This window comes from Stutzerimonas sp. 21-1, assembly GCF_056336065.1.
Genome location: NZ_CM150500.1, coordinates 45,868 through 63,956, shown reverse-complemented (window position 1 = coordinate 63,956; position 18,089 = coordinate 45,868). Strand labels below are relative to the sequence as shown.

The 18,089-nt window shown below is 64.2% G+C and carries 12 protein-coding genes; 5 read left to right on the top strand and 7 right to left on the bottom strand.

What is annotated here, in order from left to right:
• Positions 1–378: 378 nt before the first annotated feature.
• The 4 genes from AC0ZJQ_RS00275 to polA form a co-directional block, all read right to left on the bottom strand.
• Positions 379–3,681, bottom strand: a complete 3,303-nt coding sequence (locus AC0ZJQ_RS00275; protein WP_476477154.1) for a hypothetical protein — start codon at positions 3,679–3,681, stop codon at positions 379–381.
• On the bottom strand, positions 3,678–5,771 hold the full coding sequence (locus AC0ZJQ_RS00270) for a type VI secretion system Vgr family protein (protein WP_476477153.1): 2,094 nt from the start codon (positions 5,769–5,771) through the stop codon (positions 3,678–3,680). Before AC0ZJQ_RS00270 ends, AC0ZJQ_RS00275 begins: the two co-directional genes overlap by 4 nt.
• Before the next feature lie 184 nt (positions 5,772–5,955).
• A complete protein-coding gene (locus AC0ZJQ_RS00265) occupies positions 5,956–6,474 on the bottom strand; it encodes an Hcp family type VI secretion system effector (RefSeq protein WP_003286458.1) in 519 nt (172 codons plus the stop codon).
• A 486-nt stretch (positions 6,475–6,960) separates the two neighbouring features.
• Positions 6,961–9,705, bottom strand: a complete 2,745-nt coding sequence (polA, locus tag AC0ZJQ_RS00260) for a DNA polymerase I (protein WP_476477152.1) — start codon at positions 9,703–9,705, stop codon at positions 6,961–6,963.
• A gap of 75 nt (positions 9,706–9,780) precedes the next feature.
• On the opposite strand from polA, the gene AC0ZJQ_RS00255 reads away from it, so the two are divergent.
• The 3 genes from AC0ZJQ_RS00255 to ppnN all read left to right on the top strand — a co-directional run bounded on the left by AC0ZJQ_RS00255 (position 9,781) and on the right by ppnN (position 12,607).
• Positions 9,781–10,065: a DUF2782 domain-containing protein gene (locus tag AC0ZJQ_RS00255; protein WP_476477151.1), complete on the top strand. Its 285-nt coding sequence runs from the start codon at positions 9,781–9,783 to the stop codon at positions 10,063–10,065.
• An 18-nt stretch (positions 10,066–10,083) separates the two neighbouring features.
• A complete protein-coding gene (locus AC0ZJQ_RS00250) occupies positions 10,084–11,037 on the top strand; it encodes a homoserine kinase (protein WP_008567974.1) in 954 nt (317 codons plus the stop codon).
• A 196-nt stretch (positions 11,038–11,233) separates the two neighbouring features.
• Positions 11,234–12,607, top strand: coding sequence for a nucleotide 5'-monophosphate nucleosidase PpnN (ppnN, locus tag AC0ZJQ_RS00245; protein WP_008567975.1), 1,374 nt, complete (start codon positions 11,234–11,236; stop codon positions 12,605–12,607).
• Positions 12,608–12,681: 74 nt separating this feature from the next.
• On the opposite strand, the gene AC0ZJQ_RS00240 is transcribed toward ppnN, so the two are convergent.
• From AC0ZJQ_RS00240 to AC0ZJQ_RS00230, 3 genes are all read right to left on the bottom strand, one after another.
• Positions 12,682–13,389 carry a TSCPD domain-containing protein gene (locus tag AC0ZJQ_RS00240; protein ID WP_008567976.1) on the bottom strand — a complete coding sequence of 236 codons (708 nt, stop codon included), beginning with the start codon at positions 13,387–13,389 and terminating at the stop codon, positions 12,682–12,684.
• 63 nt (positions 13,390–13,452) lie between these two features.
• Complete coding sequence (locus tag AC0ZJQ_RS00235; RefSeq protein ID WP_476477150.1) at positions 13,453–15,603, bottom strand: adenosylcobalamin-dependent ribonucleoside-diphosphate reductase; 2,151 nt, start codon at positions 15,601–15,603, stop codon at positions 13,453–13,455.
• A 177-nt stretch (positions 15,604–15,780) separates the two neighbouring features.
• Entirely contained in the window at positions 15,781–16,764 is a 984-nt protein-coding gene (locus AC0ZJQ_RS00230) for a zinc ABC transporter substrate-binding protein (RefSeq protein WP_008569047.1), read from the bottom strand.
• A gap of 65 nt (positions 16,765–16,829) precedes the next feature.
• Between AC0ZJQ_RS00230 and zur the strand changes: the two genes are divergently transcribed.
• A complete protein-coding gene (gene zur, locus AC0ZJQ_RS00225) occupies positions 16,830–17,315 on the top strand; it encodes a zinc uptake transcriptional repressor Zur (RefSeq protein WP_008569048.1) in 486 nt (161 codons plus the stop codon).
• Positions 17,312–18,082: a zinc ABC transporter ATP-binding protein ZnuC gene (znuC, locus tag AC0ZJQ_RS00220; protein ID WP_008569049.1), complete on the top strand. Its 771-nt coding sequence runs from the start codon at positions 17,312–17,314 to the stop codon at positions 18,080–18,082. Before zur ends, znuC begins: the two co-directional genes overlap by 4 nt.
• Positions 18,083–18,089 lie beyond the last annotated feature (7 nt).

The following is an 18,089-nucleotide window of genomic DNA, read 5'->3' as shown; positions in this document are numbered from 1 at the left end:
ACATCGCTATAACCCCCACTATTGGAATGGTCATGGAATCATAAATAACAGCCAACTCAACGATCCAAGGCATGGAAAATAACGTCACACAACCAAGATGCAATATAAATAGAAAATGCAATAACTTGCCGCTATTTTCAAAGTTCCAGTGCTCAGCATCACAATAAATCTGCTGTTTGCGCTTCTCCCTGGTTTGCCTCTCATAGGCCAGATGGGCCTCGCCCATAAGCTGACCTTCGACTTCCGACACCGAGTCCAGATTGGCGTAATACCCCCATTTCAAGGCGGTGTCGAACAGACCCTGCTTGTCGTGAATCGGCGGCGGTAGCGTGGGCAGGGCACTGCCACGATAGGCGGCAGGGCCGTAGGTTTCAGTCGTCATACCTTGAATTCCAGAGTCTCGATCTGCCAGTACGGAGCCCCGCCAGTTTGGGTGTCCGGTGCTGGCGGTTGGGCAAAGAGCGGTTGATAAGGTTGCCAGGTTTTCGGACTGGGCTGTGGCAGCACCAGTTCGTCGGAGCGGTCGGCCTCCTTGGCGAGGCGGAACTGGCCGAAGACCTTGAGGCGTTGAGTGACCCGTTGAGCCTGGCGTTGCAGCGGGGTCAGCTCCATTACGGGGAACTGCTTCGGCAGGATATAGAGGATCGCTCCGTCCTCCAGCGGGTGTGCAGCCAGCTTGGCTTCGCCGATCGTACGGCGCTCGGAGCGTTCCACATTGAAGGCACCCGTGAATGGGAGGATTGCCACTTCTTCCCTGGCGTAGAACTGAAAATGCTGGGCATCGAACATGCCCAGCAGCGGCGAATGGATGCGTACCGCCCAGTCGTTGCGCTCGAAGGGTTGGGCCGCGGCGCGGCGGCACTCCGGGCTGGAGTTCATTGGGCGGCGCTGCTGGTTGATGCTGCCGATACCTGCGCGTACACCCGATGGCACCTGATCCAGCCAGTCGCCCAGGCGGCTGACCTGGATCATGGGCCTGCCGAGGATGCCGATCAGTTGCTGGTAGGCAACCAGCGGATCGCCGAGATGGGCAAAGCGTTGATCGTCACCCAATACCTTGTCGATCATGCTGGTCTGGCCATGATCCTTGCCAAAAGGCCCATTCTTTATCAGGGCCTCGATATCGCTGTCGACCAGCCAGCCGGCCAGGATGTTGCCGCCGATAAACAGCACCGCCCCCGCCACCAGCACCACCGGGTTGATGCACATGCCCAAGGCATAGGCCGTCCAGGCCGCCCCACCCGCTGCCGCTACCCCATAAACCAGGGCGGCATCGTGGTCGCCTTGGTGCCAGGCGCGTTTGGCATCCCAGGCGGTAACAACAGTCGTCACAAACATGGCCCACCCTGAGAAAGCACGCAGTATTGGCAGGCGAGAACTACCCGTCTGCTCGGCGAGATTCATAGCCCATCGGGTGGAGATTCTGGAGACATCGAAGCGAGGTTTATTCAGAGCCGTTACGAGCTGGTTTTCACCACCAAGAATGAATTTGGACAGGTTGCCTGACGCCACACCAAGATCAAACAGAGCAGATACATAACCTGCCATATAGCGGCGCTGGCCATCCCCCGCCTCCCTTTGCAAACTCTTCATCCCCTCAACCTGTGCACTCAAGTTGTACATGGCACAGGCCACTGCAACCAATGGCAGAGAGGGCGACTGAGCGGCAGTATCCAACTTGCTGGCGACTGCATGCCTCCAAGCGCTGTACTTGACCACCTCGGGATGGTCGGCAGGTGCGGCCAAGATAACGCCATGGCCATGATTCGGCAGTCCCTGCCCCACCTGGCGTGGACTGGTGGAGCCGACGACCCGCCCTTCAGGGCTGGTGACGTTCATATACAAGTAATTCTTGCGTGTGAGGGCCGCACGCTCCGTGGCGGTAAGACCATTTCTCAGCCCCTCGCCCTCGACGCCGATGATTCTCAGATTCGCTGCCTGAGCCTGTGACTCGGTGACCAGCTGTATACCGTGCCAGCTAGGGGAGAGCTTATCGAGCACCCCGAGCGTCGGCCCGAATAGGCGGTTGAACCGAATCGCTACCGTTACATCGGCCGCATTCAGACGCTGAATCTGGGTCAGCACGGCCATGGAGAAGGTGGTCGTGAAATCGTCGATCAGCGAGTGCAGATTCTTGTAGATCAATCCCTTGTCCGCATCCTGCGGATCGATGTTGGCAATATGCAGAAGGCTGCTCATGCCCAGGCGTTGCGGGTCGGGTTCACGCTTCTTCGCAGCCAGGGCGACAAGCCGGTTCACGGGCTCAGGTAGCGCGCCATCGGCTTTTGCCAAAAATGGCTGGGTAATGGGGTGACGTCCGCTCAGGAGTCGATCACTCAGTTGAGCGATGCGGCCTTGCAAGGCGTTGCTGCTGCCCGCTTGGGCTAAGGCATCTATGTGTTCCGGCAGTTTCCCCAGCGTGGTGAATATGTCGCTGAACAGTAGATAGGGTTCCAGCAGGCGCTCATCGTGCGTGTATTGCCAATCCCACAGACTTGCTGCCAGCGGCACATCCGATAACAGATCGGTGAGGCGTTGAAGTTGCGAGGCAAGATGGTTTCGGGCGTCCTTGCGCTCCCCCTCGAACACGGTGTCCTGAAGCTGTTCAAGATGAAGGTGTGTCTTGAGCTTACCCAGCGGGCTGTTCGGGCTCTGCATGACCGAACTGTATAGCGCATGGGCGTATTGGCCATTCGGACGATGCGGCACCAATGCATTGAGGGTAAGCAGGTAGGATTCCGCCAGGCGTGCTTGTGCACACGCGTGTCTGAGCGCGAACAGAGGGTCATCGAGCATGAGCCCGACCAGCCTGGGATAAGAACGCATATTGCGGTCTACAAGCACATCCTTGCCGGCTTCCAACGTTGGCAGCGGCTGCGGGGGTGGGCTCTGTGTCGCGGCAGCAAGCTCCTCCAGGCGCATCTGCATGCGGCTGCTCATTTCGTTCGATGGGAGCCTGCCAAGGCTGGGAGTGAAAAGGGAGGGGTCACCCAGCAAGCTTTCGATACTGAAATCCCGTGGCCTGTAGCCCTCTGTCTGGGCACTGATCACGACTGCCGGCATCGCTTGCGTCGGGCGCCATTGTCCTTGGCCGACGATAGCCGCTGACCAGGCGAAGCCCACATTCTGCGCGCGGCTCTTGACTCTATTCTGGTCAGCCTCCAGCCATTGGATGTATTCCCACGTCCAAGGCTTTTCGCTGTAGGCCATCAGGTAGTTATTGGCGACGGACTGGCCCTGGACCAGTGTCGGGATCAACAGAATCTGCTGTTGCTTGCCAACGGATCGACGATCATCGGCAGGAGCCTTGTTCTCGGCCTGCTTGCGCCAATGGGCAAGGTCGACATCCTTCATGTTGCCCTGGCCGTCGCATAGCACCTCGCGCCAGAGCTTTCCACTCTGAAATACGTAGATACGACCAGGGCGCGGCAACGCGCCCTTGGGGGTTTCGTTATAGGCGTTGTGACCCGGAAGTCTGGCCAGCGGCATTACCGCCAGAAGCGTGTTCTGCTGGATGTTCTCTTCTTCATCATGGCTGCGCATGTCCACGGCAATGGGCAAAGAAAGTTCACCACCGTCCTCCCGCTCGATGCTCAGTGCGAGTCTCTTGCGTTGCGAGTCGTCATACTGGGTTCGTTTGCGAACGCCCTGATCAATGGGGTGATCCGTCAACTCGCTCATGCGCAGTCCTCTGGGTCGAGCAACTTGACTTGCCCGCCTTGCTCCGGGTCACCCCATACGTCCACGATCAGTTGCTGCGACCCCTTGCCCCCCTTTTCTGAAAGTAGAGACGGTAGGTTGATGGTGGCAGTGCCGGTTTTCTCGCCCACCGGTGCGGTATCCGCTGGTTTGGGCAAGTCAGGTGGTATCGGCGCCGCGCCCACCCTGCTCCCCGGCGTACCGCCCGAATTCACCCTGACCACCGGCCCCAACAACGTCACGCCGCCTGCGTCGAGCTTTACGAAGCTGCCGCCTGCCTTGAAGGTCAGTTCGCTGCCAGCCTCCAGCACGACTTTCAGGCCGCTAGAGAGGTGGATTTCCTGGGCCGCTTCGACGAACTGCCCGCTGCCGATCTTCAGGTGCTGACTGTTGCCGACAGTCAGGTGATCGCTGGCGCGGACCTCGCTCTTGCGGTCAGCGTGAGTCGTGCGGTGTTCTTCGGCGCGGAATTCGCTGTAGCTGTTGGCTTCCACCGTGTCGTGACGTTCGTGACCGACGCGGATCTTCTGGTCGTGCTCGATGTTCTCGTCCCAGTCGCGCTGGGCGTGGAGGTAGATCTGCTCGGCACCTTGGCGGTCTTCGATACGCAGTTCGTTGTAACCGCCACCGCCGGGGGAACTGAGGGTCTTGAACACCGTACGGGTCTTGTTCGCCGGCAGGTCGTAGGGGACCTGATGCTCCTTGTGGTACAGGCAGCCGGTGACCAGCGGTTGGTCGGGATCGCCTTCGAGGAAGGTGACCAACACTTCCATGCCGACCCGCGGAATGGCGATACCGCCGTAGCGGTCGCCGGCCCAGCTGGAGCTGACACGCAGCCAGCAGCTGGTCTTGTCGTCGGCCTGGCCTTCACGGTCCCAGTGGAACTGAACGCGCACCCGTCCGTATTCGTCGCAGTGGATTTCCTCGCCGACGGGGCCGGTGACCATGGCGGTCTGGCTGCCGAGGATCTTGGGTTTCGGATGGCTCAGCGGCGGGCGGAAGGGCATGTCCCAGGGTGTGGCGGCGAACTGGTTGCGGTAGCCCTGGACGAAGCCGTCATGGCTATCGACATGACTGGTGATCGACTCTTCCAGCACCTGCGGCTGTTTGCCCTCATGCAGCACTTCGGTGAGCAGCCAGAGTTGGTTCCAGTCGGCGCGGGGGTGCTTGCCCAGATCAAGGAAATGCCCGCTCGCCAGTCGCGGCTGGTCGCTGGCGCCTTCGGCCAGCTGATAGTCGTGGCGATGGCGCTCCAGCGCACGCTGCGACTGGTGCTTGCCGCGGGCACGCTCGGTGAAACGGCCGGGGTAGTCGTAGTCCTCGAGATCCGGCTGGAAGTCGCTGTGGAACGCGGCCTCCATGGTCAGGCGCGGCTTTTCGAAGTCGTAGTCGCGGCGCGTGACGCGACTGGTGCGGGTTTCCAGGCGCAGGCCGAAGCGCTTGATCACCGGCTGGTCGGCGACCAGACCGCCGTCCTGCTGATAGGCAGTCGCGGCGAGCTTGGGAAAGACCGTCTGGTCGTCGCCGAAGACCAGCACATGGCCGTTCGTGCTGTGCTGGAAGTGATAGTGGATGCCCTCTTCCTCGCACAGGCGCTGGAGGAAGTGCAGGTCGGATTCGTCATACTGCACGCAGTACTCGCGCGGCGGGTAGATCACCGGGCCGAGCTGGAAGCGGTAGGCGTCGGCCTGGATACCATGCTCCTCGAGCACCTGGGCGACGATCTGCGGCACGCTCAGGTGCTGAAAGATGCGCTGGTTGCTGCGATGGGCGAGGTAGGCCAGCTGCGGCACGAGCGTGAGCCGATAACGGGTCAGGCGTTTGCCCGATTCACCCTGACCAGCCTGATGCACCAGCCCGTGGATGCTGCTACCGTCCGGGGCGAAGGTGAGGAAGGCCGGACGGTGCAGCAGGCTTTCCAGCTCCAGATCGGGTCGCTCGCTGACCAGTTCCAGGTCGAAGCGATAGGGCTGGCTGATGGCCTCGCGGCCTTTGAATTCGAGCACCTTGAAGTCGTGCTCGAAGCCGTCAAAAGTGAGGCTGAAATGGGCCTGGTTGGCTGGGGCGAACATCCATGTTCCTCCTGTTCAGTCCATGTATCGGCGCAGGGGCGCTGCGGAGCGTCGATGTAGCACAGACCGGCCGCTCTGCAACACGCGCTGTACGCATTCTGGAACGGCAACCTCGGATTCTGTTCGGTGCTTCGCAAAAAGACGTTCGGCCAGGCAAGCCTGGCCGAAGCGGGTCCGCAGCAAATCAGCCGGCGATAGGGGTGCGCCAGTCGTCGGAGCCGGAGGTGCCGGAGACTTCGTGGGTCCAGACGATCTTGCGGTAGGTGAAGTACACGTCTTCCAAATGGGTGAAGTGCGACATGTTCGGGTCCTGGCAGTTGGGCATGCGCGACTGCACGTCGACGATCACCGCGTCTTCCAGTTCGATGGTGAAGTAGTGTTCCTGGGTGCCGGTCGACGAGGTGCGGTACCACTCCAGACGGCACTTGTTCAGGCGCTCGCCGGACGTCAGGGCGTTGAAGATCAGCGGCGACGACTTGTCGAACACCTTGGTGATCATCAGCGGCTTATGCACGCGCTGGCCGGTCGGCTGGCCGGACTGCGGGTCGCGCGGGATGATGACCTGATGCTGGAAAGCCTGGACCAGGATCTGGTCTTCATGGCCTTCCTGGAAAATGTTACCCACCGAGTCCTCGGTGAAGGTGCCGGCAGTGATCAGGCCTTGCTTGGTGCCTTCCAGGGACAGGTACGCGGGTGTTGGCATGGGTGCTCTCCTTGCTGAATGAAATGCCGTAGTTGGCAGTCCCACTTGTTACAAGCGCCATGCCAAAACTATAAATTTGTTTAAATTCAAATAGTTACAGGTAATCCAGTGGAAAACCGCACGCCTCGGTGGAAGCGCATCACAGAAAGCTGCGCAAGATCTGGCACAGCCGGAAGAAAAGCTTGCGCAACGGCGCGCGCGCTGCATACCGCAAGCGCTACACAGACCTTTCCACAGAGTTATCCACAGGCAATTGCGCCACTTCTTGCGCAGATGAGTGACGACGCGAAGGTTTTCTCAAGACAAAAAAAACCTCGAACTTCATTGGGGGAGGGGGAAGTTCGAGGTCCAAATCCGGACCGCTAGGGCGGGGTCCAGAGATCTGCCAACACTTAACACAACAAGGAGCATCGAAGGGCTTTTACACCCTTCGCATGCATTGACCAGCGGGTTCCGCGATTAGTTCCGCCGGTCGCGAAAAAAAACTCAGTGCGCCTCGTCCCAATTGGCACCGACGCCCGCCTCGACCAGCAGCGGTACATCCAGATCGGCCGCCGCGCTCATCAGCGGGCCGATGCGCTCGCGCAGCATCTCGACCTGATCCTCGCGCACCTCCAGCACCAGTTCGTCGTGAACCTGCAGGATGATGCGCGCGTCCAGCCCCGACTCCTGCAGCCAGACGTCGACGGCGACCATCGCGCGCTTGATGATGTCCGCCGCGGTGCCCTGCATCGGTGCGTTGATCGCGGTGCGCTCGGCCGCCTTGCGCATGGCGCCGTTCTTGGAGTGGATCTCCGGCAGGTACAGGCGCCGGCCGAACAGCGTCTCGACGAAGCCCTGCTCAGCAGCCTGGGTGCGGGTGCGTTCCATGTAGGCGAGCACGCCCGGGTAGCGCGCGAAGTAGCGGTCGATGTACTCCTGCGCTTCCTTGCGGCCGACGCCGATCTGCTTGGCCAGGCCGAAGGCGCTCATGCCGTAGATCAGGCCGAAGTTGATCGCCTTGGCGCTGCGCCGCTGGTCGCTGCTGACCTGCTCCAGCGGCACGCCGAAGACCTCGGCGGCGGTGGCACGGTGCACGTCGAGGCCGTTGCGGAAAGCCTCCAGCAGGCCGGCGTCCTGCGCCAGGTGCGCCATGATGCGCAGTTCGATCTGCGAGTAGTCCGCCGCCAGCAGCTGGTAACCGGGCGCCGCGATGAAGGCCTGACGGATGCGCCGGCCCTCGGCGGTGCGGATCGGGATGTTCTGCAGGTTCGGGTCGGACGAGGACAGCCGGCCGGTCGCGGTGACGGCCTGGTGGTAGCTGGTATGGATGCGCCCGGTGCGCGGGTTGATCTGCTGCGGCAGCTTGTCGGTGTAGGTGCCCTTGAGCTTGCTCAAGCTGCGGTGCTGCATGATCACCTTGGGCAGCGGGTAGTCCTGCTCGGCCAGCTCGGCCAGCACGCTTTCGGCGGTAGACGGCTGGCCACCGGCGGTCTTGGAGAGCACCGGGCAGCCGAGCTTGTCATAGAGAATCACGCCGAGCTGCTTGGGCGAGCCGAGGTTGAACTCCTCGCCGGCGATGGCGAAGGCCTCGCGTTCCAGCTGCACCAGCTTGTCGCCCAGCTCAACGCTCTGCTGGCCAAGCAGCTGTGCATCGACCAGCGCGCCATTGCGCTCGATGCGCGCCAGCACCGGCACCAGCGGCATCTCGATCTCGGTGAGCACCTTCAGCAGCGACGGCGTCTGCTCCAGCTTGCCAAGCAAGGTCTGGTGCAGGCGCAGGGTGACGTCGGCATCCTCGGCGGCGTAGGGCCCGGCCTGCTCGATGGCGATCTGGTCGAAAGTCAGCTGCTTGGCGCCCTTGCCGGCGATGTCCTCGAAGCGGATGGTGCCGCGGCCGAGGTACTTGAGCGCCAGACTGTCCATGTCGTGGCGGGTGGCGGTGGCATCCAGCACGTAGGATTCGAGCATGGTGTCGAACGCCATGCCGCGCATCTCGATGCCGTAGTGCATCAGCACGTTCATGTCGTACTTGCCGTGCTGGCAGATTTTGCCCTTCGCCGGATCCTCCAGCAGCGGCTTGAGCGCAGCGAGCACGGTGTCACGCTCGAGCTGCTGCGGCACGCCCATGTAGCTGTGGCACAACGGCACGTAGGCTGCCTTGCCGGCCTCGATGGCGAACGACAGCCCGACCAGCTCGGCACGCTGGGCGTCGATGCTGGTGGTTTCGGTATCGAAGGCGAAGCAGCTGGCCGTTTGCAGGCGCGCCAGCCAGCGGTTGAAGTCGGCCTGTTCGAGCAGCGTCTCGTACTCGGCTTCAGCCTGGATCGAGCAGTTCTCCGGCGCCACCGCGCAGTTCTCGCCCGCGGCCTTGGCCTCGCGCAGCAGGTCGTCGAGCCAGTTCTTGAACTCCAGTTCGCGATACAGCGCGATCAGCGCCTCGCGATGCGGTTCGCCGGGCATCAGGTCGCCGACCTCGACGTCCAGCGCGACGTCGAGCTTGATCGTCGCCAGTTCGTAGGACATGAACGCCGCATCACGGTGCTCGGCGAGCTTGGCGCCGAGCGTCTTGGCACCGCGGATCGGCAGCGCCGCGACCTGATCGAGGTTGTCGTAGAGGCCCTTCAACCCGCCCTCGATACCGTTGAGCAGTCCGCAGGCGGTCTTCTCGCCCACACCCGGCACGCCGGGGATGTTGTCAACCTTGTCGCCCATCAGCGCGAGGAAATCGATGATCAGCTCCGGGCCGACGCCGAACTTGGTCTTCACGCCCTCGATGTCGTAGACGCTGCCGGTCATGGTGTTGACCAGGATGACGTGCGGGCAGACCAGCTGTGCCATGTCCTTGTCGCCGGTGGAGATCACCACGTCGCGTCCCAGCGCCGCGCATTGCCGGGCCAGGGTGCCGATCACGTCGTCGGCTTCCACGCCGTCGACGTTCAGCAACGGCAGACCCAGGGCGCGCACCGCCGCATGCAGCGGTTCGATCTGCACCCGCAAGTCATCCGGCATCGGCGGACGGTGGGATTTGTAGTGCTCGAACAGTTCGTCGCGGAAGGTCGGCCCCTTGGCGTCGAAGACCACGGCGAACGGGCTGTCCGGGTACTGCTTGCGCAGCGCCAGCAGCATGTTCAGCACACCTTTCACCGCACCGGTCGGCTTGCCGGTGGAGGTGGTCAGCGGCGGCAGCGCATGGAAGGCGCGGTAGAGGTAGGACGAACCGTCCACCAGGACGAGGGGCGCTTGGCTCATGAGCGGAATAACCTTTTCGGCGGGCCCGGCGCTAGAATGCACAGGACCACTTATCGACAAAGGGACAAGGTTATCATGCGCGCTCTCAAACCCCTGATGCTGGCCGCCCTGCTGGCGTGCGTGCCTCTGACCGGTTTTGCCCAGGAGTCGGTCGACGGCGAGCCGGACGTGACCATCCGCCAGGAAGGTGACCGCACCGTCGAGGAGTACCGCGTCAACGGCTTCCTCTATGCGGTCAAGGTGACGCCCAAGCATGGCAAGGCGTACTTCCTGGTGCGCGCCGACGGCAACGACGGCAATTTCGTGCGCGCCGACCAGCCGGACATGCTGATCCCCGCCTGGAAGATCTTCAGCTGGTAAGCCGTCGGGAGGCCTGTCATGTCGGTATTCACCCCCCTGCAGCGCGACGAGCTGGAAGCCTTTCTGGCGCCGTACCGGCTCGGCCGGCTGCGTGACTTCCAGGGGATCACCGCCGGCAGCGAGAACAGCAACTTCTTCGTCAGCCTCGAGCAGGGCGAATACGTGCTGACGCTGATCGAGCGCGGCCCGACGCAGGACCTGCCGTTTTTCATCGAGCTGCTCGAGCGCCTGCACCGCGCCGGCCTGCCGGTGCCCTACGCTCTGCACAGCGAAGACGGCAAAGCGCTGCGCGAACTGGCCGGCAAGCCCGCGCTGCTGCAGCCGCGCCTGGCCGGCAGGCATGTGATCGAGCCCAATCCGCATCACTGCGCCGAGGTCGGCCGCCTGCTGGCACGCCTGCATCTGGCGACCCGCGAGCAGATTCTCGAGCGCGCCAGCGACCGCGGGCTGGACTGGATGCAGGAGCAAGGCCCGAGCCTGGCGCTGAACCTGCCAGAGGACCAGCTGCCGCTGCTGCGCGACGGCCTGGCGGAAATCGCCGAGCTGCGCCCGAAGCTCGTCGCCCTGCCGCGCGCCAACCTGCATGCCGACCTGTTCCGCGACAACGTGCTGTTCGAAGGCACCCACCTGACCGGCGTGATCGACTTCTACAACGCCTGCTCCGGACCGATGCTCTACGACCTCGCCATCGCCGTGAACGACTGGTGTTCGCACCCCAATGGCGAGATCGATCCCGAGCGCAGCGAGCCGCTGCTGGCCGCCTATTCCGCGCTGCGCCGCTTCACCCCGGCCGAGGCCGAACTGTGGCAGCCGATGCTGCGTGTGGCCTGCGTGCGCTTCTGGCTGTCGCGCCTGATCGCCGCGCAACACTTCGAGGGCACGCCCGACGTGCAGGTGAAGGACCCGGGCGAATTTCATCGCCTGCTGGTCGCACGCCAGCAGCCGGCGAGTGTCCTACCTTTTGCCTTCTGACGACGCGACCGCACGGTCGAGTATCGGGCCACGCCCGGGTAAGATGGCGCACTTTTTCCAGCGGCAACGCTGATACCTGCGGTCCGGGCCGACGCTGAGCGTCACCGGCCGCCCGCTCTTTTGCGCCTAGCGGCGCCCCACTCTTGCGCTGCGGCCGAGCCTCGCCGTCCGGTGCAGCGCCTTCAGGGAACGACGAATGACCCAACGCCATGTAATCAATGCCTCGGTCAGCCCCAAGGGCAGCCTGGAAACCCTCTCGCAGCGCGAAGTCCAGCACCTGAGCGAAGTCGGCGCCGGGCGTGCGCACAAGCTGTTTCGCCAGTGCGCACTGGCCATCCTCAACACCGGCGCGCGCATCGACAACGCCAAGACCATCCTCGAGGCCTACGCCGACTTCGAGGTGGAAATCCGCCAGCAGGATCGCGGCGTGCGTCTGGAGCTGTTCAACGCCCCGGCCGATGCCTTCGTCGATGGCGAGATGATCGCCAGCACCCGTGAAATGCTGTTCAGCGCGCTGCGCGACATCGTCTACACCGAAAGCGAGCTGGGCAGCACCCGCATCGATCTGAGCAGCTCGCAAGGCATCACCGACTACGTGTTCCACCTGCTGCGCAACGCCCGCACGCTGCGCCCGGGCGTCGAGCCGAACATGGTGGTGTGCTGGGGCGGCCACTCGATCAGCCTGGAGGAATACAAGTACAGCAAGCGCGTCGGCCACGAGCTGGGCCTGCGCAGCCTGCACGTCTGCACCGGTTGCGGGCCGGGGGTGATGAAGGGCCCGATGAAGGGCGCGGCGATCGGCCATGCCAAGCAGCGCCTGACCGGCAGCCGCTTCGTCGGCCTCACCGAACCGGGCATCATCGCCGCCGAAGCGCCGAACCCGATCGTCAACGAGCTGGTGATCCTGCCGGACATCGAGAAGCGCCTGGAAGCCTTCGTGCGCGTCGGCCACGGCATCATCATCTTCCCCGGCGGCGTCGGCACCGCCGAGGAGTTTCTCTACCTGCTCGGCATCCTGCTGCATCCGGCCAACCACGAGCTGCCCTTCCCCGTCGTGCTCACCGGCCCGCGCGAGGCGGCGCCGTACCTGCAGCAGCTGCACGCATTTGTCGGCGCCACCCTCGGCGAGCAGGCGCAGCGCCGTTACCAGGTGGTCATCGACGATCCGAGCGAAGTGGCACGGTTGATGGTCGCCGGCATGCATGAGGTGCGCCGCTTCCGCCGTGAGCGCAACGATGCCTTCCATTTCAACTGGCTGCTGAAGATCGACGAGAGCTTCCAGCACCCGTTCGACCCCACCCACGAAGCGATGGCCAGCCTGCAGCTGCGCCGCGCGCTGCCGCCCCACGAGCTGGCCGCCAACCTGCGCCGCGCGTTCTCCGGCATCGTCGCCGGCAACGTCAAGGACAAGGGTATTCGCCGCATCGAACAGCACGGCCGTTACCAGATTCACGGCGACGCCTGCATCATGCAGCCGCTGGACGAGCTGCTGCAGGCCTTTGTCGAGCAGCACCGCATGAAGCTGCCGGGCAGCGCGGCCTACGAGCCGTGCTACAACGTGGTGAGCTGAGCACCGCACCAACAAAAAAGCCCGGGGCATCGACCCCGGGCTTTTTTTTCAGACGCAGCGTCCGGCCGGCGAGCTCAGCCGCACTTGGAGTTGCCGCAGTTCAGGCAGGTGGCGCAGCCGTCCATCTGCACCACGGCCTGGGTATTGCACTTGTTGCACAGCTGCGCGCCCGCCGGGAAACCCTCGCCCGGCTCGACCGCCACCGCGCCCTGGCTGGCTTCGTAGGCGGCGCGCTTCTCGGCCAGGTACTTGAGCTGGGTTTCGTCCAGCGCATGGCCTTCGAGCATGCCGATGGCGATCAGATGACGCTCCAGCACCGCACCGATCTCGGCGACGATGGACGGCATGTAGACGCCGCCCTTCTTCAGGTAGCCGCCGCGCGGATCGAACACCGCTTTCAGCTCCTCGACCAGGAAGGTGCAGTCGCCGCCCTTGCGGAACACCGCTGACATGATCCGGGTGAGCGCGACGATCCACTGGAAGTGGTCCATGTTCTTCGAGTTGATGAAGATCTCGAACGGCCGGCGCTGCTCGTGCGGCGTACCGGCGTTGAGCACGATGTCGTTCACGGTGACGTACAGCGCGTGCTCGAACAGCGGCGACTTGATCTTGTAGGTCATGCCGATCAGGGTTTCCGGACGCTGCAGGCTCTCGTCCATCTCCACTACCTTGACGGGCTTGGCCGCCTTGCTATCGGTGGCAGGCGCGGGCGTAGCGGGACGTTCGAGGGTCTCGTCGACGACCTTGAAGCCCTTGATGCGCTGGGTGATCTTTACGGTCATTGGTGCGGTTTCTCCTGCCGGGCGGCGCTGGCGGCCCGGCGACTATTCAGTTGGCGGCCCGGCTCAGTACTTGCCGTAATAGCCTTCCTTGAGGGCGTCGAACAGGTTGGCGGCGGTGTTCACCTCGCCGTCGTATTCCACTTCCTGGTTGCCTTTGAGTTCGACCACGCTGCCGTCCTCGAGGGTGAAGCGATACAGGGTCTTCTCCAGATCGGCGTCCTTGACCAGCACGCCCTGGAACGCCGCCGGGTTGAAGCGGAAGGTGGTGCAACCCTTCAGGCCCTGACGCCAGGCGTAGCGGTAGATGTCCTTGAACGACTCGAACGGGTAGTCGGTCGGCACGTTGGCGGTCTTGGAGATCGACGAGTCGACCCACTTCTGCGCCGCAGCCTGGATATCGACGTGCTGGGTCGGGGTGACATCGTCGGCCGTGATGAAGTAATCCGGCAGCTTCTCGCCCGGCTCGTCGGAGCCTGGCTTGGCGCGCTCGTTGATCAGCGTGCGATAGGCCAGCAGCTCGTAGCTGTATACCTCGATCTTTTCCTTGGCCTTGCGACCGGTGCGGATCAGGTTGCGCGAGTAGTGGTGCGCAAAGCTCGGCTCGATGCCGTTGGAGGCGTTGTTGGCCAGGCTCAGGCTGATGGTGCCGGTCGGCGCGATGGAGCTGTGGTGGGTGAAGCGCGCGCCTTCGGTGGCCAGCGCCTCGATCAGCTCGGGGGCGTACTCGGCGATTTTCTGCATGTAGCGCGAGTACTTGGCGTGCAGCACGCGGCCGGCAACCTGATCGCCGACCTTGTAGCCGTCTCGGACCATTTCCGGGCGCTTGCGCAGCATTTCCGCGGTGACCGTGAAGGTTTCGCTGAGCAGCGGCGCCGGGCCTTTCTCGCGGGACAGTTCGAGTGCCTGCTCCCAGCCGACCAGCGCCATCTCGCGCGCGACTTCTTCGGTGAACACGCAGGCTTCCGGGCTGCCGTAGCGCAGCTTGAGCAGCGTCAGTGTCGAGCCGAGGCCGAGGAAGCCCATGCCGTGGCGGCGCTTGGTCTCGATCTCGTAGCGCTGCTGTTCCAGCGGCAGGCCGTTGATTTCAACGACGTTATCCAGCATGCGCGTGAAGATGCGCACCACTTCGCGGTACTTGTCCCAGTCGAAGCGTGCTTCGGCGCCGAACGGGTCGACCACGAAGCTGGTCAGGTTGACCGAGCCGAGCAGGCAAGAGCCGTACGGCGGCAGCGGCTGCTCGCCACAGGGGTTGGTGGCGCGGATCGCTTCGCACCACCAGTTGTTGTTCAACTGGTTGACGCGGTCGATGAGGATGAAGCCCGGCTCGGCGTAGTCGTAGGTGGAGACCATGATCATGTCCCACAGATGCCGCGCCTTGACCCGTCCGTAGATCTTGCAGGCCACCAGACCGTCGTCGCGCACAATGTAATTGTCGTGCACCGGCCATTCTCGCCAGAGCACGTGCTCGGCGTCGCTCAGGTCCAGCTCGGCGGCTTCCTTGGCGTGCACCGGGAACACCAGCGGCCACTCGCCGTCGGCTTCCACCGCCTGCATGAATTCGTCGGTGATCAGCAGGCTGAGGTTGAACTGGCGCAGCCGGCCGTCTTCGCGCTTGGCACGGATGAACTCGCGCACGTCCGGATGACCGACCTCGAAGGTGCCCATCTGCGCGCCGCGGCGACCGCCGGCGGAGCTGACGGTGAAGCACATCTTGTCGAAGATATCCATGAACGACAGCGGGCCGCTGGTGTGCGCGCCGGCGCCGGAGACGAACGAGCCGCGCGGGCGCAGCGTGCTGAATTCGTAGCCGATACCGCAGCCGGCCTTGAGCGTCAGCCCGGCCTCGTGGACCTTGCCGAGGATGTCGTCCATCGAGTCGGTGATAGTGCCCGAGACGGTGCAGTTGATGGTCGAGGTCGCCGGCTTGTAGTCCTGCGCGCCGGCGTTGGAAATGATCCGCCCGGCCGGAATGGCGCCGTTGCGCAGCGCCCAGAGGAAGCGCTCGTGCCAGTGCTCGCGCTGCTCGGCCGGCTCGACGTCGGCCAGGGCGCGCGCAACGCGCTGCCAGGTGGCGTCGACGCTGTCGTCGATCGGCGTGCCGTCCTTGTTGGTCAGGCGATACTTCTGCGCCCAGATATCTTCGGAGGCCACCTGCAGGGGGATGCTGGAGGTGATTTTGCTCTCTGCCGCGACCGGCCCACCCGTCTTCGCCATGCGCTGCACGTCCTCGTGTCGTAGGGGAAAAATCGAAGCGCGAAGCTTATGTCATGAACGCCGCAAACGCACCTGATCGACATCAAGCATCATCGGCCGGTAGATGCCAACCGGGCGGATTCCGATCAGCGGCGGCGCAGCTTCCGCCAGTCGGAAGCTGCGCCTGTAAGCCGCGACTCAGAGCGCTTGCAGGCAGTCGGCCAGGGTATCGCCGAGGCCCTCGACGAGCTGTTCGTAGCCGCGTGCGCCGACCGTCAGATTGACGCCGAGCACATCCAGCTCGGCCATCCGCACCGGCAGCCCGCGGGTCAGCGTTTCGGCCAGGCGCGGGCGTGCCGGCGGCTCGCTGAACACGCAACTCGGCCCGGCTTGCTGCAAGCGCTCGCGCATCGCCGCGACATGGCGGGCACCCGGCTGCGCCTCGCCGCCAGCGCTGAAGACGCCGGCATGACGCAGGCCGTAGGCGGCTTCGAAGTAGTCGTAGGCTTCGTGGAAGACGAAGAATGGTTTGTCCCGCAGGCTGGCGAATCGCTGGCCGAGGCGGCCGTCGAGCGCCTCGAGGCGCTGAGCGAAGGCTGCGCGGTTGGCCTGATAGCGCGCCGCGTTGGCCGGGTCGGCGGCGGCGAAATCGCTGGCCATGCGCTCGGCGATTACCCGCGCATTGGCCGGCAGCAACCACAGGTGAGCGTCGAGGCTGCCGGGGCGGTGATCGTGGTCGTGCTCGTCTTCTTCGTGCGCCGCGGCGGCTTCATGCTCATGCGCGTCGTGCCCGTGTTCGTCGTGCTCGTCATGCTCCCCGGCCTCTGCGCCGGACGGCGCGTCGCCGAAGTGCCGCAGCGTCAGCCCCGGCAGCTGCTGCATCGCCAGAGTCGCGCCGCTGCGCCCTTTCAGCACCGGCGGCAGGAAGGTCTCCAGATCCGGGCCGATCCAATAGAACAGCTCGGCCTCGCGGATGCGCCGTACGTCGGACGGACGCAGCGCATAGTGATGCGCCGAGGCGCTGGCTGGCAGCAGCACGTCGGGCGTGCCGACGCCGTCCTGCACCGCCGCCGCGATCAGCTGCAGCGGCTTGATGCTGGTCAGCACGCGAATGTCGGCCTGGGCGCCGGCGCTGCCTGCAAGCAACGCGGCAAGCAGCGGGAGAGAGAAAAGACGCTTCACGGGTTATCACTCAGGAGGCTGGAAATGGTACATAATAACGTCTCTCCATCAGAACGTCGCCGCCCATGTCCAAGACTCCGCTGGCCTGCACGCCCCACGACCACGACCACTGCGTCAGCCATGCGCTGGCCGAAGCCGATGCGCTCTGCGCGCGCCTGGGCGTGCGCCTGACCGCCCTGCGCCGGCGCGTGCTGGAGCTGGTCTGGCAGAGCCACCGGCCGCTCGGCGCCTACGACATTCTCGCCGTGTTGAGCGAGCAGGATGGCCGCCGCGCCGCCCCGCCGACCGTGTACCGCGCGCTGGATTTCCTCCTGGAGAACGGCCTGGTGCACCGCATCGCCTCGCTCAACGCCTTCATCGGCTGCATCCATCCGGAGCATCCGCACCAGGGCCAGTTCCTCATCTGCCGCAGCTGCCACACCGCCATCGAGCTGGAGCAACCGTCCATCGCCGAGGCCATCGAGGCCGCCGCGCGCAACGTCGGTTTCGCCGTTGAAGGCCAGACCGTCGAAGTGGTCGGGCTGTGCACGCCGTGCCGGAGTGCGGCATGAGCGATACGCTGCTGCGGCTGGACGACATCCATGTGCGCTTCGCCGGCCAGGACGTGCTGCAAGGCGCGCATCTGCAGGTGCACCGCGGCGAGATCGTCACGCTGATCGGCCCCAACGGCGCCGGCAAGACCACCCTGGTGCGCGTGGTGCTCGGCCTGCTCAAGCCCGAGCGCGGCGAGGTCTGGCGCAAGCCGAAGCTGCGGGTCGGCTACATGCCGCAGAAGCTGCATGTCGATGCCACGCTGCCGCTGTCGGTGCTGCGCTTCCTGCGTCTGGTGCCGGGCGTAGATCGTGCCCGCGCGCTGACGGCGCTGAGCGAGGTGGGCGCCGAACAGGTAATCGACAGCCCGCTGCAAAAGATTTCCGGCGGCGAGCTGCAGCGCGTGCTGCTGGCCCGCGCCCTGCTGCGCGAACCGGAGCTGCTGGTTCTCGACGAGCCGGTGCAAGGCGTCGACGTCGCCGGCCAGGCCGAGCTGTACCGGCTGATCGGTCGTCTGCGCGAGCGCTACGGCTGTGGCGTGCTGATGGTCTCGCACGATCTGCATCTGGTGATGAGCGCGACCGATCAGGTGGTCTGCCTGAATCGCCATGTCTGCTGTTCCGGCCATCCGGAGCAGGTCAGCACCGACCCGGCGTTCGTCGAGCTGTTCGGCCAGGACGCCCGCAGCCTGGCGGTCTATCACCACCAGCACGATCACCGCCACGACCTGCACGGCAGTGTGGTGATCGGCAAACCCCACGTCCACGGCCCGAACTGCAAGCACTAGACAGAGC